The following is a 20,400-nucleotide window of genomic DNA, read 5'->3' on the forward strand; positions in this document are numbered from 1 at the left end:
TTGCGGCGCTGAATGCTTCAATTGGAGGGTGCGATCCATTCGCGACACAGCCTCCCGCGGGCGTTGTCGCGCGGCCGGGTGGCGTCATACCCGCCGCCTACGAACGTGCACGGCGCATGACGCTTCAGGTCATCGTGCAGCGCTAGAAGCGGGGCGACTCTGTGGCGACCCACCGCCCTCGTCTCGGCCAACGAAGGCATTGAGGCGCTCTTTACCGTCCAGCGCAGACGCAGGCACTTCCGCATGGTGCGGGACGGCCGAAGTGCGGCGCCACAGCCTACATCTCTGACAAGCGAGCGCCGCACACTGTATTTCCCAACCCGAACTCAAGGAAAGCCCATGTCCGAAATCTCCAGCCTCGACGAACTCTACGCAGACGAACTCAAAGATCTCTGGTCCGCCAACGACCAGATGGCCAAGGTGCTGAAGAAAATCGCGCCCAGTGCCACCAACGCCAAGCTCAAGACGTTGCTGTCGGACTCGCAGGCGGGCATCGCCAAGCACACCGAAGTGCTCAAAACGTTGATCGAGGGTCTCCACGAGAAGGTGAAGAAGGAGCATTGCAAAGGCATGCAAGGCTTGGTTGCAGAAGCGACCAAGCACACGATTGACGACGCGCCCACAAAGGGTGCTGTGCTTGATGCGGCAATCATCGCGCAGTTTCAGCGGATGACGCATTACGGCATAACGGGTTTCGGCACCGTTTCTGCCTTTGCAAAGGCGCTCAAGCGCAAGAACGACTCGAAAGCTCTTGATTCAGCGGTCAAGGACATGATTCGGGGTGACGAACTCATGAGCGAGCTGGCCGAAGCTGCTATCAACGTTCAAGCGGCGGAATGATTGGTGGGGTTCCCATTAAGCAGCGCACATTCAGATCACGCATGAGCCTCGAGTCCGCCCTTCGCAAGCATGCGCGGCATTGTCGACCGACACCACCCAGATGCCTTAGCATTCCCCCAATCTGGCGAGGGAGGGGATCTGAAGGGACGGCCGGATGCAGAGGCATGCATGAACGCTGTGCCGTTGCACCCGGCCATTTTCCCCGCGCAACTTTTAGCGTACTGCCCCTCGTCGGACCACGTTGACGATCGCAAGAAGGATCACCGCGCCGATCAGGGAGGCCAGCAGACCTAGCACGCTGAAATCGTTCTGGTTGATCGTTCCGGCCCCCAAAAGCGGGCCCACCAGCCATCCACCCAAGATCGATCCGACAATGCCGACTACAACATTCAGGATCATGCCCTGCTGGGCATTGGTTTTCATGATCATGCTGGCCACCCATCCGATGAGACCACCGACCACGAGCCAAACGATGAGATTCATGACGCACTCCGGTTGAAAAAAGCGAGCGTCACGTCTCCCTCTCCTCGGACCTATAGGACATGCCATTGAATTTCCGTAGGCAGTAGCCTGACAAAACGGCTCGGCTCTCGCCCAGCCTCGCACACTGCAACCGCGGTGCTGTCCCTGTGCGCATCCAGACCAACGAAGAACTTGATACTCTCGTCCGTGGCTTGTCTCCATACGGTGTGCACTCTGGAAACCCGCCGCATGTAGCTCGGTACACGGTGCGCAATCCGCGATACCGGAGACGTATCTTCCTTCGCCTATCGAGCGACCATGATGTTTAGAAACTGCGTAGGCAGAAGGAGTGTTATAGATGAAGTATCGAACGCGGAACTACTACACGGACAGCCAGAAGGCCCTGATCTGGGAGCGCCGAAAGCAGGCGACAGCCTTCAGCAGATTGTCAATTGTTAATCGATCGCATTCGTCGGTCGAAGGGATTCTGTCCCGAACAGTCGGAGTACCGCCGCCAGCGCGGTGTCGGTTCTCCTTGGCACTGACCCTTGGCCGAGCGAGAGGAGATTTCACGTGCGGTGGTGGCCGCCTTCTCGCGGCGTGGGACCGTGGGCACCGACCCAAGAGATGCAAACGGGCGAGGAACCGAGCCTTGGCGCGCATCGTGGCCGTCAAGCTCCAGTCGCTGTGGGCGCCCGAGCAGATCGCGGGGTGGCTCAAGCATAGTTATCCTGGCGACGAGGACTTCCAGGTGTCACACGAGACGATCTACCGCAGCCTCTTCATTCAAGCCCGTGGCGCCTTGAAGAAGGAGCTGCTGCAGCATCTGCGGCGCACGCGGGTCATGCGCCGTTCGCGCCATCACACACAGAAGACCGATAACCACGGAAGAATCCTTGACACCGTATCGATCAGCGAGCGCCCGGCCACGGTCGAAGATCGAGCAGTGCCTGGTCATTGGGAAGGCGACCTGCTGTTCGGAGGCACGAGCAGTCAGCTACCCTGGTCGAGCGTCAAACACGCTACGTGATGCTGGTGAAACTGGGGGGCACGGACACCGAGACCGTCGTCAATGCGCTGATCAAGAACGCTCGCAAGCTGCCGCAGGAACTGTACAAGTCGCTGACCTGGGATCGAGGCAAGGAGATGGCGGCTCACAAGCGCTTCACCCTGGCGACCGACATCCAGGTCTACTTTTGCGACCCGCACAACCCTTGGCAGCGCGGAACCAACGAGAACACGAACGGCCTGCTCAGGCAGTACTTCGCCAAAGGGATCGATCTCTCGAACCATTCACAGGCCAGGTTGAATGCCGTTGCAAGACAATTGAACGAGCGACCGAGGAAGACCCTCGACTTCCACACACCGGCTGAGTTGTTCAGCCAAATCGTTGCGTCGATCGGTTGAATCCGCAGGCATCAGATGAGATCCATAAAGACATTCGCCGCCCAGATGCTTCGACAGCGCTACGCGATTCCCGCGGTGGTGGTTGCTGCTCTCTTTTCGCTGTTCGTCGATGAAGTTGCTTCCCGTCGCTCCGCTGCGATCGTCAGCGAAGGGATCGAACTGACGGACGCGCGCATTGGCACGGCGCGAATTCTTCAGGTGCTTACCGACGCAGAAACGGGGCAACGTGGCTTCATCCTGACAAGGCAGGAAGAATTCTTGACGCCATACCGTCGCGCGCTCGAAGCGCTTCCGGCGCTGCGCCACGAACTGCGCAGATACCTGTCTTTTACGCAAACAGATTCGGAAGCACTCGTGCAGCGCGCCGACGGAATTATCGATGCCAAGCTTTCAGAGATGGCAAAGGCGCTCGATATGGAGGCTCGAGGCCAACATGATGAAGCGATTCAATTGGTCGCTTCCGGTATCGGACGTCAGCTGATGGAAAACCTGCGTGCGGTGTTCACGACCGAGCTGGAGCAAGCGCGCGCTGCACAAATCCTGGCACGGCTGTCCATATACGACGCACTCCAGTTTAATCGCGTCGCCGCGGCGGTTTTGACATTGGCCGGCATGATCGGAGCGATCGTGTATTTACATCAATTGCGGAGGCACGACCGTGAGCGGGCTGAGCGTGAAGCTTCGCTCGAAATGCTGGTGGCCGCCCGGACACGGGAATTGAGGCATCTGGCAAGACACCTTCAGACAGTGCGTGAAGACGAACGTGGTTTCCTCGCGCGAGAGATTCATGACGAGCTCGGAGGGCTGCTGACCGCAGCCAAACTGGATCTGGCCCGTATGCGTGTCAGAATCAATAACGAGCCCGTACTGCGGGAGCGGATCGAACACGCCATCGGCCTTCTGAACGACGGCATTGCCTTCAAGCGCAGAGTCATCGAGGATTTGCGCCCGTCGTCGCTGGAAATACTTGGGGTTCGCACAGCGATTCTCAAGCTGTGCGAGGACGCGCAGAATTCATTGGGAATTCCTGTCGATGCTGAACTCGAGGAACTGCGGCTCAAGGCGCCCGACGATCTCGCTGTCTACCGTTTTGTTCAGGAGGCGCTAACCAACGTGGCCAAGTATGCGAGCGCAAGTCGGGTGCGGGTGCGACTTGCCGCGAACGCGGAAACGGTTAGCATTGAAGTCAGCGATGACGGCGTTGGCTTCACTCAGGCGGTGGCTTTGCCTGGTCGCCATGGACTGTCAGGGATGCGTTTTCGGGTGGAGTCTTTGGGTGGATCGATGGTCATCGAATCGAGCCCAGGGAAAGGGACTAACCTTAAGGCGAGTCTTCCGTTGGCGTCGCCCGCCATGACTGTTGAAGGTATGGATGGTCCGGCCACCGTCAACGGATCGTTCGGATAGGGGCACCGCGACGGTTTCCCTGGCCGATTGGCAATCCGAGGGCGGCCGGCCAGACTGCGTAATCAGCGTGCACAGCCGGGCATTTCAGTCGGCGGCCTCAAGTCGGCGCCAGCAGGCCAATCACCGTCGGACAGTGTGAAATAATTTGCGGTCCGAGGCGATCGAACCCTGTCTGGCTTTCCAATATATCTATATTAATGCTTTAGGCCTACACTTGGCCCCACGAGCACTCTAACTGGTGCGCGGGGCGCCCGAACCTTGTCGGGTGAATAGATTCAGAAAAGATGGCACGACGACTTATCGTCTCAGGCGAGAGCGGTGGCCCTGTCCATTGGTCCGGTCCGGTCTACCTTCGGGCTGATTCGCGCGACATTGCCCTTGCGGAAGTCGTCAGGCTTGATCACTCCGGACGGCTCTTACATATTGAGCATTTTCGTCCAATACGGATCAGTGCGGAGCATGCGATCGCGGTACGAAGACTGGCATTGCTCGAGATCATCTCTCATGCGCTCGTGGTGGAAGCTGCCCTCTGTCGCATCAGTGTGTCTCTGCACTACCGGGCCCCAGGGGAAGATGAAGGGATCGCCGAAGCCGCGGGGCGGGCATCCTTTCTACGAAGCTTCGGCGCCACTGAAATCACAGTGGTCCCGGATATCGCTCAGTCCAAAGGCGGACAGGTAATCGTGAACGCGATATGGGAACCCAGTCCAACTGCACTGCAGATGCTAGAGAGATGCATAGCCAAAGAGCGCTCCGGCTATGACCAGTTCACCACGTCGCCGTCTCTGAAACGGCGCGTCAAGCGGTGGCTGCGCTCGATCGCGCAGCGTTTTCGCACGAACGGATTCAAGACTTTCAACCCTCCCACCGCGCTGTAGACGATTGGGTGAGATCCACTCGATCCTTTCCCAGCGCTCGGCTGCAACCCGGCATACGCCTGTCATCAACAGGTACGTATCTACGCCATGCACCCAACGATTCAGCTGTGCGAGGACGCCGCAGCGTTTACGGGCTGGCGCGGTGCGGTTCCAACATCTTTGCTGTTATAACTGGGCTCTGGAACTGCACGCTCACCGAACTCGCCCATAGCAGCCCGCTGGCCAACTGGGCGACCACACCGAATGCTCGGCCGCGCGGTCACGCTCGCGGGTCAGAAGTGGCGCTGCAGCGTGAACTTCCTGGGATCGTATCCAGGATCACGCTTCTTGTCTGGGCGCCTTGAGCGCAGAATGCCCATCGCGCGCCATCGCCGTTGGAGGTTCCCATGAAGTACGACCGTGAGCTGCTCCTTCTCGGGGAGAAGCGAAACGACGTCCTCGATCTGCACGAGGTTCAGCAGTATGGGTTGGACAGCTACGACGATGCCGACTATGTCTCACTCTACGGTTTGGCGCCAGCCGATTGGTTTGCCAAGGGAATTCGTGTGCTCGGACGCACCGCCGTCGAGTGCACGCGCGATCGCCTTGCCGCGGCGATCGCCGCGGATGTCGCCTTCACTGCAGCTGGCGCCCACGCTGGCTCGTATCTTGTGATCGATCCATTCGTCGGTTCAGGCAACACGCTGTACTGGCTGCTGCAGCACCTCCCCGGGGCCGCCGGCGTTGCCTTCGAGAACGACGCATCGGTATCCCGACTCACTTCCAGCAATGTGGCACTGCTGAGCTTGTCCTTGCAGGTGCTCAACATTGACTTCAAGCACGGTCTCCCGCACACCGTCGCCGCGCCAGACCAGTTGGTGGTTGCCTTCATTGCGCCACCCTGGGGTCGCGCATTGGATCCAGAAACGGGTCTGGACCTGAGCCGCACTGAGCCGCCAGTCGAAGCGATCGTGGAGCGCTTTTCCAACCATTTCCAGCGCGCCAAGCTGCTTTGTGCCGTTCAGGTTCATGAACGCGTGAAGCCAGTGCCCTTGGCAAAGCTCGCAACGCAATTCGATTGGACCGGATTGAAAACCTACGGCTTTAACCGGCCGGGGCAAAACCACGGGATCTTTCTAGGAAGCAAAGGCTGGACGCCGACTCACGTGTGACGAGGACGAACGGGTTCACCGGGCGCCGCCGCGGATCCTTCGCTATCTGTGGCGGATCGCCAAACACCGCGGCTTAGGCACTATGAGCGCCATAACGTCGGCCGACATCACCCGCAGGCTGGCAACTTCGATCAGGGCGCAGCGTCATCGCGATGGGCTTGCGGTCCAAGCGTCTACTGGACGCGCTCGAGAACCTCCTCATGCTCCCATCAACGGACAGGCCGATACGCGCTCGTCGTGCACCGGAACTTGATCGGTCTCTTGGGACAAGCGCGGGTCCAGAGACGCGAAGCTCGTTGCCGTTCTTCTCCAACGTGTTGAACCTGTAGATGGGGTGGTCGTACTTTTTCTGCAAATCGTGCGCTTCGTTCCAGAAAGTCTCTTCCCGACAGGCATTTGCGATGCCAGTTCGTGGGTAAGAACTCAAGATGTGCAAACCTTTGATTCGTAGGGCGAAGTTCATGCCCAGCGCACTCTTCTGCAAGATAAGTATGACCACCCCGAAGCGGCGAGTCATGATGCGTACTTCCTTCACGTTCGAATGATGCCCGGTCGCGCTTGATTTCGGTGTTCATTGGTGGCCGGCAAATGCCGTTCACCATTCGAGCCGCGACCTGCAGGCAAGACGGCGACGTTGGTGCTCGTCGACGCACCGTGCCGGCGGGCCCCACCCATATCGCCGTCAGGTGCTACCGTCTGCTCCCCACTTAGGCGCATGCGTTGTCCGATCACCGGGAACCGCCGACCGCCACGCCCGCACCCAGTCCCACGTATTTGGCTGTGGGGTCACGCAGGTTTCAGGGAGTCCGAACACGCGCGACAGGCCGTAGTTGACGTTGATCGCGTTCACGAAAGCGGTTGGTCGGAACGGGTGCGAAGCACCTCAAGGTCGACCACAGCATCGGTTCCTGATGACACGACCTGGCGCGTTCCAACCCGTTCGCGTGACGCAGGCGTTGCTCGCCTCCATGCTCGGCGTGCACCGCCGACTTGGACCGCGGCCGCTGGGACATTCCATCACGACGGTTTGATTGGAGCTCGTAGTCACGAATGCGCGACGTGGGAACCGAAGTCGTCGCGTCGGGCGATGCCTACCTACAGCATCGAACCTTGCGTACACCGATCTCTCCGTTTGGCTAGTTCCATGCGACGTACACAACCTTGAAGGACGACGCCATGGCCACCTACGCTCAAGAATCACCGATGCCAGGCATTGCCCCGCGCCATGATGTGGGGGCGCTCGAAGCTCCCCGATCAGGTGTGTCATGGGGCGCCGTGTTTGCAGGCGCGGCCGTGGCTGCCGCGCTGACCTTGATCATGATGGTGCTGGGCGCCGGCATGGGCCTGGGCCTCGCCTCCCCTTGGGAAGGCGAAGGTGCAGAGGCTAAAACGATCGGCATCGCCGGGATCTTCTGGATCACGTTCACCCAGCTCGCTTCGTCGGGGTTGGGCGGATACCTCGCTGGGCGCCTACGAACGAAGTGGAGCGGTATCCATACGGACGAGGCACGTTTTCGCGACACTGCTCACGGGGTTCTCTCATGGGCCGTGGCTACCCTTGTGACCTTCGCGTTGATCGCTTCTGCCGTTGGATCGGCCGTGAGCGCCGGAGCTAAGGCCGGAATGGGTGTGGCCACAACCGTGGCTGGTGGCGCAGCGACCGCAGCGGCAGGAACTGCAGCGAGCCGCTCCGGCGACGATGGAAGCAACGGCCCCATGGCGTACATCACTGACTCTCTGTTCCGGAAGGATCCGAGCGCGGCGCCACCATCGGGCGGCGCAAGCCAGACAGAAGTAGGGCAAGGCGCGGCCGACCGAGCGACGACCGCGGAGGTGGGCCGGATTTTCGGCAACGCATTGCGCACGGGGACGCTCTCGCCTGAAGACAGCCGTTACGCCAGCCAGGTCGTCGCTCAGCGAACCGGGCTGAGCCAACAAGATGCCGAAAAGCGGGTCACCGACGTCTACTCGCGTGCCAAGGCGGCTCTGGAAGAGACCAAGACCAAGGCAAAGGCGATGGCGGACTCCGCACGAAAGGCAACCGCGTACGGATCGCTTTGGATATTCATTTCGTTGGTAGTGGGTGCGCTCTTCGCCTCCTACTGCGCGACGCTCGGCGGCCGGCAGCGGGACCTATGAATCTGGAATGTCTCCAGCGGCTTAAACGGCTGGAGGCCTCGATGCGGTCGGGTGAGGGCACGCGGTCCTAATGTGCCCTCCGATCCTTCTGGATGGCTCCGAGTCAACGGGGGCGAGTTTTTCATGCTCGCTCTCGCGACCTGGTGCTGAAATGCCCAGTACCGCTCGGCCGCCCGCCAGAAAGAGTGGCGGTCGAGGCGACCCGCGGATCGCGCGCGACCGCGATCTCGAATGACTACCCTCGCTGCGCCCAAACCTGAAGGAGAATGAGATGTCCGACCAGTACCGTCGCTTAGCCGTCTTCGTCGACAACCCCGGCGATGGCAATTTTGTGTGGATCGTGCTCGAGAGCACAGGCGACCCCGCCGTCTGGCTTGATTTGGAAACGGGCAGTGAGTCCTATCCCGAGTGGATCGAGGCCTTCGAAGCTGGCAACGACGCACTACTAGCCTACGTCGAAGACGAAAAGCTGGGACCGATCGCGGAAGCATTGGGGGAAGAGGAAGAGGACACTTAGACGACCTCGTTGCGGAGCCAGCAAGAACATCCTCAGCGCCTGGTTCTAGGACGAAATAACCTGCTAAATGAGTGCCGGCTCCGCGTCGGGCTGCGAGTCGGCGCCAGCCTGATGTGTGAGCGAGGCAAAGGGGGGGCCAACGACCGAGTCTCCGCTCTTGACCGCTGCTACCACGCTTCGGGGGTCTGCGTAGTGCACCATGTGCCCCGCGCCCGGAACTACAACTAGTTTGCTCTGCGACACGTCCCGATGAAGTCGCGTCGAATGTGCGTCGACGTCGACAACTTTATCGTCGGCACCGGCGATGATGGTCACTGGAAGCTCAAGCTCCATGTATCGGGCGCTGCTGGCAGTGGCCGGAATCATGAAAGCCGCGTCTTCGGCGCTTGCACGAATCTGAACCGGCCGCAGCATCATTTCGCGCGAAAGTATTGGGAAGAAACTCGCCGGCACATTGCCGGGCGAGAACATGGCCTCCACCGAGCGAGTCAATAGCGCTCGAGCTGTGACCGCGGTCACCGTGTACCGCATCACGTCACCAAGCACCGGAATGGCCACTGGAGTCGTCAGGAGCGCATCGACGCGCAGAGTCGGATAGTAGTAGCCGCCCAGAAGCACAAGGCTTCCCACGTCCGTCGGGTTGGCCAATGCCATTGCTAGCGCTACGAGTGTTCCCATCGAGTGACCGACAACCACAGGCCGCTCAATCCCAAGCGTCTTGAGTGCCGCATGAAGCAGTGCCGCCTGCGCGGCCGGCGTCCATAGACGGTCGCGCGGGCGGGTGCTGTAGCCGAACCCGGGCCGGTCGATTGCGATTACGTGGTGATCACGTGCCAACATTTCGATCAGCCCGCTGGCTTCAAAATCGTTCAGCGATACCGCATTGCCATGAATTAACAGGACCGGCGGTCCTTCTCCACGCTCGACGAAATGAAGCCGCGCGCCGTCGACGTCAATCAGTTGCCCGGCCGGCGGGTGCCTCCGTTCGGCACGACGCGCTTTTACCTCAACCCAACCGGCCGTGGCCGCGGCAGCGAAGGCGGCACCACCCAGAAGGCCGGCGCGAGAAGTGGCAAGGGTTTTGAGCTGTGACAGATTCATGATGATTCCAGTGTGAGAGATGGGAACGCAGCGATGACTCGCGGTAGCAGCGGCGGGGTTGCATATAGCTTGCCGAGCGAGCGCGCCGCGAAAGAACGCTCCGAATCCGACGCCCCTGATGAATTGAAGAGCTCTCAGTCGCCTCGAAGGCCGGCTTTCGTCTGCCGTATCCGATCCTTCAAGCGCTGCATGCGCGTTGTTGGCGGGCGGGTGGTCAGAACGTCGAAGATCCAAGCGCCTGCGATCAGCAGCGCCAGGGATGCGAGGACCAAGGCTTCGGTGACCATATGACGTCCAGGGTTTGTTAGGCAAGGACCGCACACCTTCGGTGCGGTAGGAACAGTCCGTCCGGTCCCCCGTTTGAACACGCAAAGCATGTGCCACGTTTCCCGGATTGGTAAACGCCGCACCGGAGCCCCTGCCCTCGTCGTGCTCAATGAAGCCGCATGAGCGTCTTCATTGGCCGCCGCGCGTGTTTACCGGCAGTCTGATCCATCCGCCGGTCCAGAAATCGATCACGCGTTTCTCGAAGTCGGCCTGCATCGTCGCAGCTTGGCGCTGCATCATGCTCGCAGCCAAACCGTGCGCCGTGCTCATCATTTGGTTGGCCGCGCTGAGCCACAAACTCATCAAAGGGTTGGATGTCATCCAGGGATTGGTCATCGAAGTCCCTAAGCTGTAAATGAATGCGTTGGAGCCTGATCCAGGCCGCCTTTCTGGCGGTAGGACAACTACTGGACCTTATGTCTCTTCGCTCTACAGCTCCGGCACTCCGGCTCTGAGTAAATCACCTCCCGCTAGTCGCCACACCCGTCGCCAGGCAGTACGCGAAAAATTCCTCCAGCTCTGTGGACTTGTCGAACACACGATCCGCGCCGGCGTCCGTGCAGGCGCTGCGCGTTGCCTCCGTTGGTTAAGCACGACGACGCGCTGGTTGGGCTCCCGCCCGTTGCACCAACGCACGACGCCTAAACCGTTGCCTTGCTTTAGGAAGAAATCGACGATCGCGAGCGAGCACTGCCGAGGCAAGCCAGGAGGTCCTGGTGATGGGCTAGGTCGCGGGCGTCTCTCAGCGCCTATGTGGAGCGAATGCAATGTCCCTGGAGGTCGAACGATTGGCGCTGGTAGTGCTCCACAGGATTTACGAAAGCAGCGAACGCTCGCGCGGTACGATTGACGAGCGATTTCTGACGCGCCTCCTGGGAAACGGCCTTCAGTCCGCAATGCGGTGTCCGCCGGCAAGGTGGACGGCGCGAGGCTGGAGCACGGCGATGGCCCCGCGCTCATGCTGGTGGACCTCTTGCTGGCTAGCCAGTCAGGAAGTCGCCCGGCGTGAGCCGCGAACCAGACTCTGAACGCGAGCGAGCTGCAGAGCCCCCAGCGTTGGTTTGCGGTCCCCGAGTACTCGCGAGAGCCGTCGCTGGCGCCAAATGGTCAGCTCGAGATGAGGCCGTGTTGGCGCGCAAAATGAAGCGCCTGTGTGCGGCTCTTGACGCCCAGTTTGCGAAACAATCGCCAAAGGTGCACCTTGACCGTGTGCTCACTGAGTTCGAGGAGTTTCGATATCTCGCGATTACTCAAGCCCTGCTCGAGCGCGGCGATGAGTTGTACTTGGCGCTTGGATAGCTTCGTCCCTGCGTCGCCGGCATCCACCTCCACGGGAGCGGTGGGCTCGGAGGTCAGGTCCGCCGAAAGCAGCCCGCGAAGGGCCGCCGCAAGCTCCACCGACCCGGTAGCTTTCTCAATGTAGATATCGGCCCCAGCCTCGATGCAAGCCTCTTCATAGTCTGCTGCAGGCGACGCCGAGTACACGGCGAGCGGCACGTGCGGAAACTGTCCTCTCACCAATCGCACGCCCTCAGTTCCGCTTGCATCGGGCAAATTCAAGTCCAGGCAGACCATGTCCGGAGGCTGGCCGGAAGCGACTTCAAGGGCCAACCTACTGACCCGGTCGAGCTCGACGATTGTCGACCCAGAACGCAATCGTCGAAGCACCATTGAAATGGCATCTCGCATCATCGGATGGTCGTCTATGACATAGATATTCATATGGTGGCTCGTGGTCGTTCGTCGTCGTCTTCAGATAAAGCAGAGGAACAACCAGCAACGGCCCAAGACCGAGAGCCGCGCCGACACATCGGAAGTCGTAACGTCAATCTCAGTCGTCGCGGTCGCCCCAATCCCGACGCTCGTGATGCCGATGGCGATGGCCGCCCCTGTATTCTGGTTCGTAGTACACCGGCGGAGGCCCGTAGTAGACGGGTGCAGGACGGTAATACACGGGCGGGGGCGACGGCGGCGGTCGGTAGTACTCGCGAGGGGGCGGTTCGTAGTAGACAGGCGGAGGTGCTGTGTAGACGGGTGCGGGCGGCGCTTCGTAGTACAGCGGCGCGCCGACGCCGATGGACCAATTCACCTCGGCATTCGCCGAAGCAGTAAACAGGGCGCTGGCGACCACGACGGCAGTCGCAGCCCATTTGAATGTAGAACGATTGAGGCTCACAGTTGTTTTCCAAGAGGTGGCGAGTTGCCGTTCCTGCTGACAACGCCTCACCACGGCCGGAGGTGCACCCCGATTGACGCTCTGTAACACCTCGAGTCCAGAGGACCGTCGAAGGCATGGAGCCTGTCCGGAATTTTGTGTGCGAGGCATAGCATGACGACCAGGAGCATGTATGCCAAGCAGGAAGACGACGAAGGCGGCAGCAGCCGCTGCGACGGATCTGCCGTCGATTCCCAAAGAACTGATTGACCAGTTCGTAAGGGCCCCATGAGTGCCGAGGCGGTGCAGGCCGCGTAGATGGCCTTCAAGAAGGCGCTCATCGAGCGCGCCCTCGGCGCGGAGCTGTCGCACCATCTGGCTACCCGCCGGGTGCGACCAAGGCCGAGGACGCGAGCAACCATCGCAACGGCGCCAGCGGCAAGACCGTGCTGACCGAGGACGGGCCGCTGCGTAGCGAGGTGCCGCGCGACCGTGAGGGCTCGTTCGAGCCGGTCTTGATCCCCAAGCACGAGCGCCGCTTCACCGGCTTCGACGACAAAATCGTGGCCATGTACGCGCGCGGCATGACGGTGCGCGAGATCCAGGGTTTCCTCGCCGAGCAATACGGCACCGAGGTCAGCCCTGAGTTCATCAGCTCGGTCACCGATGCGGTGATGGCCGAGGTCGGGGCCTGGCAGTCCCGCCCGCTGGAGCCGATGTACCCGGTGATCTTCTTCGACGCGCTGCGCGTGAAGATCCGCGAAGAGGCGGTGGTGCGCAACAAGGCATCTACCCGGCCTTGGGCGTGTTGCCCGACGGCACGCGCGACATCCTGGGACTGTGGATCGAGAACACCGAGGGCGCCAAGTTCTGGATGAAGGTGTTTAACGACCTGCGCACGCGCGGCGTGAGCGACGTCCGATCGCGGTCACCGACGGCCTCAAGGGCATCGGCGAGGCGCTCGGCGCCGTGTTCCCGGCCACCACGCTGCAGACGTGCGTCGTGGGGCTGGTCGTCGTACCTATTCCGAAGTGGCGTCGTCCGCCGGCGCACTCGCCGCCTCTTGCAATGCGGCCAACAACTCGGACATCGCATAGGGCTTGCGGAGCATTCGAACCGGAAGGTCGCTGCGTTGAGCTGAGTAGCCGGTAGCAACAATTGTCGGCAGTCCTCGTCGATGCGCCCGGCACCACTCGACCAGGTCGAGGCCCGTCATGGAGCCCGGCATAACAACATCGGTGAACAGAATGTCGAACCGCTGCGTTTCCGCTAGAAGCGTAAATGCAGCATCGGCGGATGTGCAAGCGGTCACCCGATGACCGGCCTCCTGCAACGCAGATACAACGACCGATGCCACGAGAGCGTCGTCTTCAACCATGAGCACATGCAGATGCCGCACCCTGCGGTTGCTCGCGGGTACTTCAACCCCGCGCGGTTGCATTGGTGCGACGTCGGAGGTCGGCAGACACATACTCACTGTGGTCCCCACACCCAGCTTGCTTTGGATATCGATTTCGCCCCCTGACTGACGGGCGAAGGCCAGCGCTTGCGCGAGTCCCAAGCCACTTCCCGCCCCCACAGACTTTGTCGTGAAATAGGGCTCGAACACCCTTGCCAATGTGTTCTCATCGATGCCAGGGCCGTTGTCGGCGACGTCGATGCGCACAAATGCCTTTTCGCCGACCTTGTCGCGTCCGCCAAGTATTGCAACGCGCCCAATGATGGCGATGCTCCCGCCGTTCGGCATCGCATCGCGGGCGTTGAAAATGAGATTCAACAGGGCCAGTTCAAGCTGGGTAGGGTCGACGAAAAGTGGCGGAAGTCCCGGCTCGATGTTTGCCGTGAGCAGTATCCGTTCCCCAACCGCCTTGCTGGCAAGTTCCTGGCTTTTCAACACAAAGTCTGCGAGGTCTATGGATTCCGGCTCCAAGTTCTGAGCTCTGCCAAAGGCCAGCATCTGCCGAATCAGGTCAGCGGCCTTGGCTGTTGCACGCATCACGCTCTGCAGCACTCTATGCTGGGGGCCCTCTGAAATGGAACGCTGCAGGAGGTGATGTCCGGTACTGATGGTCTGCAGAAGGTTGTTGAAGTCGTGGGCGACTCCACCGGCGAGTCGACCAATGGCCTCGTGTATACGGGCCTCCAGCAGGGTGGCTTGCGCCTCGCGCGCCTCGGCGACGGCTTCGGCAACACGCGTTTCGAGCATTTGAGTCGCGGCTCGGGAACGCAGCCCGGCCTCGTGCAGCGCCACGCTGACGTCGTCGGCCTCGGCAAGGCCGGTAGAAAGCTTGGAAGGGACCGCGTCTTCGCCGAGCGGCGGGCGGCCTGACGCAGTGCGTCGATGGGGGCGCTTATCTTGCGGGATACGAAGAGTGCGCGAGCCCAAGACCCAGCAAGAGCAGAACGCCTGACGCTGCGGCGGCTTGCAGTGTGACGCGCTGCGCCGAGCGGCTCAGGGCCGCCATCGGCAACGCCATGACGACGGTCCAGTCGTAGTGATTGGGTCGCGCCAAATACGTCAAGGAGGGACGCCATCCAAGGTGGTTGATTCAGCGAACCCTGTTTCTCCGTCGCGAGCTCGCCTGTGCAGTTCTCCGGTCGCCTGTCGGCCAAACCATTTTTGCGGCTCACGGCTTCGGGCCATCACACGAAGGTCTCTGTCGATGACAGCACCAACGCTTCCGTCCGGCAATTCCTGCTGGGCAACAATCGCCTGGATGACCGATGGCCGGAACGCGACGCCAACGTTCAGCTGGACTGGAGAGGCGTTGGCCTCCGGAGCAAACATCCCTAGGACTGGCTTCTCGACGACTTCACCGGACATGTTGAAGTAGACGTTCGGCCGCACGGTTTCCAAAGGAGCGCCGGCCCTTCTGGGCACTGGCGCCGTTTGCTCGGTCGCCAAGGCAGTATTCACAAGCTGAAAATCCTTGTCGAACAGGAATGCCCAGTCGCCGGTGTCCTTGGTCGCAATGATTGCTTCTTCCCGGAACCGCCTGTAGTCTCTTTCCCTGACCGCGCTAGATGCTGCCAGAGTCTTCGCCATGACCGCCCTCTTGTCGAGTTCCCGTTCAACGAGCACGTTGAGACTTTCGGCGGCTTGCCGCACCCTGTCCCTCGACGCCTGCGCCTCCCGGACGTAGGTCGAATAGGCGAGAAGACCGAAGCCGACCACCGCAGGTAGCCAGACAGCGAAAACCAGCAGCAGGAGGCGCGTACGGATGCTCAAGGGCGTATCCAAACTGGGAAGCCCGCGACATTAAATACGAAGGATTCAAACGCAGATGCACCGCCGTGCACCGTGGTCGGGCCGTCGCGCCTGCCAACACCAAGCGCTGCGATGACGCAGCGTCTACGCCCTAAAAAAAGGTCCTCCGATAAATTTCATCAAGGGACCAGGGTCGTCACGTTCAGCTGGGGACCCCAAAAAGGGCGCGACGACGGATTATTCTGCCCGTGCAACGCCTGGGCTTTCGTCCGAAACGCTTCGGCAGTTGGGCTTTACTTTTCAGTTGCGGCGCCTGACTGAAACCCCAGCCGCGGGCAAGACGCTCAAATATCCAAACTATGTCGAAACCGTCGTCTGGCCGTGCTTTGGGAGTCGCAATGGTTCCGCCCATCAACTCATTGCCGATGTCGACAATGGCCAAGTGCTCCCACGCGACAAGAACAGGGCCTGGCAGTTTGGCGATGGCTGAAACCAAAGCTCGCGCCTCGCCTTTGCGAACCGCGTCGACACCGTTTGCCCAAAAGGTCAGCCAAGGGTGTAAGAGTGTGAAGAGAGCGGTTACTCGGCGATTCCGTGCTTGCACCAGCAGCAAAAAGAAACGCCGGCTTCTGAATGCTCGAAGACACCGCGTGCGTTGCAGAGAACACTCTAGTCAACGCGCCGGCGCGTTGTCACCCGCGGACGGTCAAGTCATTGGGGTCAGTTGAACTCGCGACATCGACACCGTTAACGCTCCCGTCAGTGCTCGGCTTTTCACCGTGCCTTATGACCATGATTCGGTGAGCATGCATATGTTGCCTGCTCCCGCGAAAACAGACCTCATGTCGACCTGCGCTTTATACCGTGAAGTATCAGCGTCATGAGCAGCGCGCCGCTGGCGGTCGCCATTAGAGTCGAACGCAACGGATTATCGGCCACGTATTGCTTGCAAGCTTCGGTCGCGTCCTGCGCTCGAGTCTTGATTTGCCGGACCTTCACCCCTGCAGAGTCGACAGCGTGTTCTGCATAGGCACGACCTGTTTGTGTGGCGTCGCTGGCCAACTCTTGCGAGTCATTCGACAAGCCCTTCGCCGTATCCAAGGCCTCCGCACCGGTCTTTCGGGCGTCGTCGGCGGAAGTTCGAATCGCTGTGACCGCCTCCTTGCCAATGCGCCTACCCTCGTCGGCGTACCCCTTTGCCGACTCGACCGCGTCATTGCCTACGTGCTTCGCGTCGTCTGCGAGTTCGGAAGGGCTTTTTGCGTCATTTGGTTCCATGGAAGGCTCCTGATAGTGCCATGCTGCAGCGACGCCAAATCGGCGTGCGAACGTTGCGGCGGTGACGCTCGCCCTGCTTCCGTTCAGATGCTGGAGAAGGGAAACGGCATCTTGTGTAAGAACTTCGGCCGGCAAATGCGGCGGCGATTCCGACAATCGCTCTGTCGAACGGACGTTGAAACAAAGGAGTTCGCATCGTTCCCGAGGGCAAGTTGAATTGGCGCTCTGCGAGAAGCACGACAGGACGAGGAGTGCTTCTTAGGCTGCGTCATATTGCCACGGAACCCGACGCCATCGAGCACATTCGGGCGAAGCGAGCGATGGGCGCGATGTCCCTTGCGCCGATTGCTGGATGATGTGAAAGATCATCACCACGCCACCGGCTCGTGTGTCGCAACGTGCGTTCCAAGCTCTAACAAAGTTGAAAGCACGACTACCCACCGGTCACCAAGGTCTACGATGCGATTCTTCGCTACGTTCGCGAGGTGCGACCGCGCTGGGCATCGCGACGCCGTTCTAGACGCTCAAGGCGCCTTGGTGCCGCTGGCGCCACATGGGCTGCGCTACGCCGCGGTGACACCACTCGATGAGCCGGAGATCAACTGCCCGTCACAGGGACCTCAGGCTTTGCGCCATGCCTGTGCAGCACATCTTGTAGCCACAGGCCTGTTCCCTCAAGCAGATTGGCGATCATTTCGGCCGCCGCACATCCTGCGCCACGCGCACCGACGGCAAGGTAAATCAGTCGCCTTGCATCGCAGCTTCCGCCCGCTTTAACTGATCCGCCAGGCGCCGCGCGCGCGTAGGTGGCGCGCGGTTGGTCAGGGAGTCAAGAATCCAGACTTCTGCGACTAGCAGAGCCAGGGCTGAGAGAATCAAGGCTTCGGTGGTCACACTTCGTCCAAGTTTGTTGGGGCGAGATCTGCACACCTTCGGTGCGGCAGGAACGGGTCAAGCAGATGGCATTGCTTCCACGCAAAGCGTGTGCCAAGTCGCCGACACCTGTCGGTCAACGACCTTGCCGGTGGTCTCTTTGACGCTGTTCCTGGCGCAAGGCTACGACGCGTCGCGGGTCGTTCATCGGACGCTCCAATGGCGCGCTGAGTTAATACAACTCGAGGCTCGTCGCCTCATTGAGCGCCTCGATCAGCTCGCGTTCTGAATCGGCGGCGTGCGGGCATTACTGCCGGCCTCCATTTCGTCGGCAGCAACTCTTCCAGCCGATTCAGCGGCGCCCGGTTCCCCGCGCGGGCGAGAGCGAGACGGGTTTGAGCCCGGCGAAGGCCAGCACATGCGCGCTGGATGCGCGTCTACCGGTCAGCGGCGACCTACAACAGAACCAGTTCATCGCGACAGACCGCTGGCTCCGTGCCTGGACAACCTGGGGCAGCATCTAGGGTGCTAGGCGCAGCATCTAGGGTGCTAGGCGAATTGCCCGCGCGATAGCTCGCCCCCAGGCGGCGCTGCACGTGTGGGCACAGCTCGTTAACCTTTCGCGCCACCTCGGCGCCAACCGGAGGTGAAAAATGAAGTTCATGATTTTCGTCAAAGCCAGTCCCGAACTCGAGGGTTATCTTGAACGAATGAGCGATGCGCAGATGAAGGATCAAATGGCCGCGATGCAGATGTTCAACGACGAACTCAGGAAGGCCGGCGTGATGAAGGATTGCGATGGCCTGCGCCCCAGCAGGGAGGGTAAGCGGGTGCGCTTCGACGGCAGTTCACGTACCGTTGTCAACGGGCCATTTACCGGGGATCTCGTTGCTGGCTATTGGCTCTGGGAGCTGCCATCCATGGAAGAAGCGGTTGCGTGGGTTAAGCGCTGCCCGAACCCGATGCCCGTGGCGTCGGAAATCGAGATCAGGCCGATCTGAGGAGCCGCAATTCGGAGAACGCGAGGTGGGCTTCCGCCGGTTTCCCGGACACATCGAATGACTTGATGTGTTCAGGAGGCAGCTATGCAAAGGACGAGACGGAAATTCACGGACGAGTTCAAGCGTGAGGCGGTGAAACTTGTCCAGCAGCCAGGAGCGAAGGTCACGCACATTGCGAGGGACCTTGTATCGAGCAGAGGCCCAGCAGGCCGCTTCGCAGAGAGGCGGCCTCGGAGGTTCAGCGCCTGAAGCGCGAATTGCGCCGAGTCACGCCGGAGCGCGACATCTTAAAAAAGCGCTCGGCTACTTTGCCAACGACCCGTAGTGAAGTCCGCCTTCGTCGTTCGCCATCGCGGCGTGTGGCCCACTCGGGTCATGTGCCGGGTGATGAGCGTTTCGGCAGCGGGTTCTACGAGGTTCGGTCGAGCGCCGAGCGAGCACAGCCAGGCGGACGCGCGCTCTGTCAATACCGCCCTGGATTTCCCTAGATTGGCCGGAGTGATTTTGCACCCGTGGTCCTCGGCGGACGTTGCCAGCATCAATAAGCCCAGCGTGGAGTTCCGACTCATCCGGATCGAGTTTTACGGCTGGACCAGCGACCGCGGATCTCCTTAATTGCTATGAGTCGCCTTTGGGACCGGAAGCGGGGGCAGTGGCCGCGTCGCGGTAGAACTTGCAGTGACACTGGCTCCAGCAGGAGACGACGGACAGTCCCGATCTAACTTTGCCGACGACCGGCGCCTCGCCGCTCTATCCTCTCAAAGCAGTTCGCCTCATCGCTTCGCGCGTGCGATGCACGGCCCGACGGAACCAATGGCCTTCGACGGTCCGTTGGTGGCTTGGGCGATGGTCGTCGGGGTAATGGAGCCGCAAGTGACGTTCTGGTCCGGTGCGCGCGCCGCGTCGATGGCCTGTTGCTGCACCGCCGCGGAATCGGCAACCGACGTAAACGGTTTGGCCGTTCGCGACCCGTGAGTGCCGTTCTGATTGCGGTCCCAACCTCTCGCCCCAGAGCCCGCGTCGGAGATCCATGACGGGGCACCGGAGTGTGTACATTTTGGCCGGGCACTTCCGCGCAGGTGCGGCCCAGGTGAGCGCGGTGGCCAGGATAATGGATTCGACGACGGGAAAACGAAGGAAGGGGAACCTGACTCGGGTAGCAACTCGTGATCCGCCGCGCCCGGGCGTGGCGACGCGTGGGAAAACCGAATCAGCCAGAATGAGCGCATGACGGACTTCACCGGCCTCTACCCTTCCAACTCGAGAGACGCGGCAAAGCGCCGCGTAGGCGCACTATCGGCCGACGGGCACCCTGCCCCTTCCTCCAACGAAGCGCCTGCGAGTCGGTTTGGTGCCGCCGCCGCCCTCTTCGATCAACTTGATCTCCGTCCGCTGGAACTGCGCATGCGACGCGGGCCATGGTGGAAGTTCTGGAGATAGCAAGCGATTCGAGAGTTTGCTGACGGGTAGATAGCAGGCCTTCAAGATCGCTGGCAACGGATGGGTCCGACCTGTCGAGAAGTTCGCCCTGAGTCGAAGGTGGAATCAGGCTGTCGAGACTTATCTGGTACGAGCCATGGGCTCTTCAAGTCAGACGCCAGGAATCTGAGATGCATCCACCTCAGTTCATCGAGGTACTCCCTTTCATTCGAGCTC

The 20,400-nt window shown here is 60.8% G+C and carries 16 protein-coding genes and 3 pseudogenes; 10 read left to right on the plus strand and 9 right to left on the minus strand.

The window, feature by feature from the left end; translation table 11 throughout:
- Positions 1 to 339: 339 nt before the first annotated feature.
- The gene (locus ACSFBL_RS33000; protein WP_435520035.1) at positions 340 to 840 is read left to right on the plus strand and encodes a YciE/YciF ferroxidase family protein; all 501 of its coding nucleotides are present in this window, start codon (positions 340 to 342) and stop codon (positions 838 to 840) included.
- Between the two features lie 213 nt (positions 841 to 1,053).
- Here the strand turns inward: ACSFBL_RS33000 and ACSFBL_RS33005 are convergent, their stop codons facing one another.
- A complete protein-coding gene (locus ACSFBL_RS33005) occupies positions 1,054 to 1,323 on the minus strand; it encodes a GlsB/YeaQ/YmgE family stress response membrane protein (RefSeq protein ID WP_435520036.1) in 270 nt (89 codons plus the stop codon).
- Between the two features lie 337 nt (positions 1,324 to 1,660).
- Between ACSFBL_RS33005 and ACSFBL_RS33010 the strand changes: the two are divergent.
- From ACSFBL_RS33010 to ACSFBL_RS33035, 6 genes and pseudogenes are all read left to right on the plus strand, one after another.
- A pseudogene (locus ACSFBL_RS33010) lies at positions 1,661 to 2,709 on the plus strand (IS30 family transposase).
- Positions 2,710 to 2,724: 15 nt separating this feature from the next.
- Positions 2,725 to 4,116 (plus strand): CHASE3 domain-containing protein, encoded by a 1,392-nt coding sequence (locus ACSFBL_RS33015; RefSeq protein ID WP_435520037.1) that lies wholly within the window; start codon positions 2,725 to 2,727, stop codon positions 4,114 to 4,116.
- A gap of 485 nt (positions 4,117 to 4,601) precedes the next feature.
- On the plus strand, positions 4,602 to 4,994 hold the full coding sequence (locus ACSFBL_RS33020; protein WP_435520038.1) for a hypothetical protein: 393 nt from the start codon (positions 4,602 to 4,604) through the stop codon (positions 4,992 to 4,994).
- 386 nt (positions 4,995 to 5,380) lie between these two features.
- The gene (locus tag ACSFBL_RS33025; protein ID WP_435520039.1) at positions 5,381 to 6,145 is read left to right on the plus strand and encodes a hypothetical protein; all 765 of its coding nucleotides are present in this window, start codon (positions 5,381 to 5,383) and stop codon (positions 6,143 to 6,145) included.
- A 1,176-nt stretch (positions 6,146 to 7,321) separates the two neighbouring features.
- On the plus strand, positions 7,322 to 8,284 hold the full coding sequence (locus ACSFBL_RS33030) for a hypothetical protein (protein ID WP_435520040.1): 963 nt from the start codon (positions 7,322 to 7,324) through the stop codon (positions 8,282 to 8,284).
- Positions 8,285 to 8,555: 271 nt separating this feature from the next.
- A complete protein-coding gene (locus ACSFBL_RS33035) occupies positions 8,556 to 8,801 on the plus strand; it encodes a hypothetical protein (RefSeq protein ID WP_435520041.1) in 246 nt (81 codons plus the stop codon).
- A gap of 63 nt (positions 8,802 to 8,864) precedes the next feature.
- Here ACSFBL_RS33035 and ACSFBL_RS33040 read toward each other — a convergent pair whose 3' ends face one another.
- From ACSFBL_RS33040 to ACSFBL_RS33060, 5 genes are all read right to left on the minus strand, one after another.
- A complete protein-coding gene (locus ACSFBL_RS33040; RefSeq protein ID WP_435520042.1) occupies positions 8,865 to 9,902 on the minus strand; it encodes an alpha/beta fold hydrolase in 1,038 nt (345 codons plus the stop codon).
- 134 nt (positions 9,903 to 10,036) lie between these two features.
- Entirely contained in the window at positions 10,037 to 10,189 is a 153-nt protein-coding gene (locus tag ACSFBL_RS33045) for a hypothetical protein (RefSeq protein WP_435520043.1), read from the minus strand.
- A gap of 169 nt (positions 10,190 to 10,358) precedes the next feature.
- A complete protein-coding gene (locus ACSFBL_RS33050) occupies positions 10,359 to 10,565 on the minus strand; it encodes a hypothetical protein (protein ID WP_435520044.1) in 207 nt (68 codons plus the stop codon).
- Between the two features lie 771 nt (positions 10,566 to 11,336).
- Entirely contained in the window at positions 11,337 to 11,951 is a 615-nt protein-coding gene (locus ACSFBL_RS33055; protein ID WP_435520045.1) for a LuxR C-terminal-related transcriptional regulator, read from the minus strand.
- 109 nt (positions 11,952 to 12,060) lie between these two features.
- Positions 12,061 to 12,405 (minus strand): hypothetical protein, encoded by a 345-nt coding sequence (locus tag ACSFBL_RS33060; RefSeq protein WP_435520046.1) that lies wholly within the window; start codon positions 12,403 to 12,405, stop codon positions 12,061 to 12,063.
- A gap of 172 nt (positions 12,406 to 12,577) precedes the next feature.
- On the opposite strand from ACSFBL_RS33060, the pseudogene ACSFBL_RS33065 reads away from it, so the two are divergent.
- Positions 12,578 to 13,398, plus strand: a pseudogene (locus ACSFBL_RS33065) (IS256 family transposase); the annotation flags it as partial.
- A 7-nt stretch (positions 13,399 to 13,405) separates the two neighbouring features.
- Here the strand turns inward: ACSFBL_RS33065 and ACSFBL_RS33070 are convergent.
- The 3 genes from ACSFBL_RS33070 to ACSFBL_RS33080 form a co-directional block, all read right to left on the minus strand.
- The gene (locus ACSFBL_RS33070; RefSeq protein WP_435520047.1) at positions 13,406 to 14,635 is read right to left on the minus strand and encodes an ATP-binding protein; all 1,230 of its coding nucleotides are present in this window, start codon (positions 14,633 to 14,635) and stop codon (positions 13,406 to 13,408) included.
- A gap of 267 nt (positions 14,636 to 14,902) precedes the next feature.
- Positions 14,903 to 15,613, minus strand: coding sequence for a PDC sensor domain-containing protein (locus ACSFBL_RS33075; protein WP_435520048.1), 711 nt, complete (start codon positions 15,611 to 15,613; stop codon positions 14,903 to 14,905).
- 819 nt (positions 15,614 to 16,432) lie between these two features.
- Positions 16,433 to 16,870: a hypothetical protein gene (locus ACSFBL_RS33080; RefSeq protein WP_435520049.1), complete on the minus strand. Its 438-nt coding sequence runs from the start codon at positions 16,868 to 16,870 to the stop codon at positions 16,433 to 16,435.
- A 1,526-nt stretch (positions 16,871 to 18,396) separates the two neighbouring features.
- On the opposite strand from ACSFBL_RS33080, the gene ACSFBL_RS33085 reads away from it, so the two are divergent.
- Together ACSFBL_RS33085 and ACSFBL_RS33090 are read left to right on the plus strand one after the other, a co-directional pair.
- Positions 18,397 to 18,744 (plus strand): YciI family protein, encoded by a 348-nt coding sequence (locus ACSFBL_RS33085; protein WP_435520050.1) that lies wholly within the window; start codon positions 18,397 to 18,399, stop codon positions 18,742 to 18,744.
- Positions 18,745 to 18,828: 84 nt separating this feature from the next.
- A pseudogene (locus ACSFBL_RS33090) lies at positions 18,829 to 19,203 on the plus strand (transposase); the annotation flags it as partial.
- Positions 19,204 to 20,400: the final 1,197 nt, after the last annotated feature.

It is taken from the genome of Variovorax glacialis (genome assembly GCF_051216375.1).
GTDB lineage: Bacteria > Pseudomonadota > Gammaproteobacteria > Burkholderiales > Burkholderiaceae_C > Variovorax.

What these genes read in the sequence shown, in the direction of transcription:
- ACSFBL_RS33000 (WP_435520035.1), top strand. Translation starts at nt 340, where the DNA reads ATGTCCGAAATCTCCAGCCTCGACGAACTCTACGCAGACGAACTCAAA.
- ACSFBL_RS33005 (WP_435520036.1), bottom strand. Translation starts at nt 1,323, where the DNA reads ATGAATCTCATCGTTTGGCTCGTGGTCGGTGGTCTCATCGGATGGGTG.
- ACSFBL_RS33015 (WP_435520037.1), top strand. Translation starts at nt 2,725, where the DNA reads ATGAGATCCATAAAGACATTCGCCGCCCAGATGCTTCGACAGCGCTAC.
- ACSFBL_RS33025 (WP_435520039.1), top strand. Translation starts at nt 5,381, where the DNA reads ATGAAGTACGACCGTGAGCTGCTCCTTCTCGGGGAGAAGCGAAACGAC.
- ACSFBL_RS33030 (WP_435520040.1), top strand. Translation starts at nt 7,322, where the DNA reads ATGGCCACCTACGCTCAAGAATCACCGATGCCAGGCATTGCCCCGCGC.
- ACSFBL_RS33035 (WP_435520041.1), top strand. Translation starts at nt 8,556, where the DNA reads ATGTCCGACCAGTACCGTCGCTTAGCCGTCTTCGTCGACAACCCCGGC.
- ACSFBL_RS33040 (WP_435520042.1), bottom strand. Translation starts at nt 9,902, where the DNA reads ATGAATCTGTCACAGCTCAAAACCCTTGCCACTTCTCGCGCCGGCCTT.
- ACSFBL_RS33045 (WP_435520043.1), bottom strand. Translation starts at nt 10,189, where the DNA reads ATGGTCACCGAAGCCTTGGTCCTCGCATCCCTGGCGCTGCTGATCGCA.
- ACSFBL_RS33050 (WP_435520044.1), bottom strand. Translation starts at nt 10,565, where the DNA reads ATGACCAATCCCTGGATGACATCCAACCCTTTGATGAGTTTGTGGCTC.
- ACSFBL_RS33055 (WP_435520045.1), bottom strand. Translation starts at nt 11,951, where the DNA reads ATGAATATCTATGTCATAGACGACCATCCGATGATGCGAGATGCCATT.
- ACSFBL_RS33080 (WP_435520049.1), bottom strand. Translation starts at nt 16,870, where the DNA reads ATGGAACCAAATGACGCAAAAAGCCCTTCCGAACTCGCAGACGACGCG.
- ACSFBL_RS33085 (WP_435520050.1), top strand. Translation starts at nt 18,397, where the DNA reads ATGAAGTTCATGATTTTCGTCAAAGCCAGTCCCGAACTCGAGGGTTAT.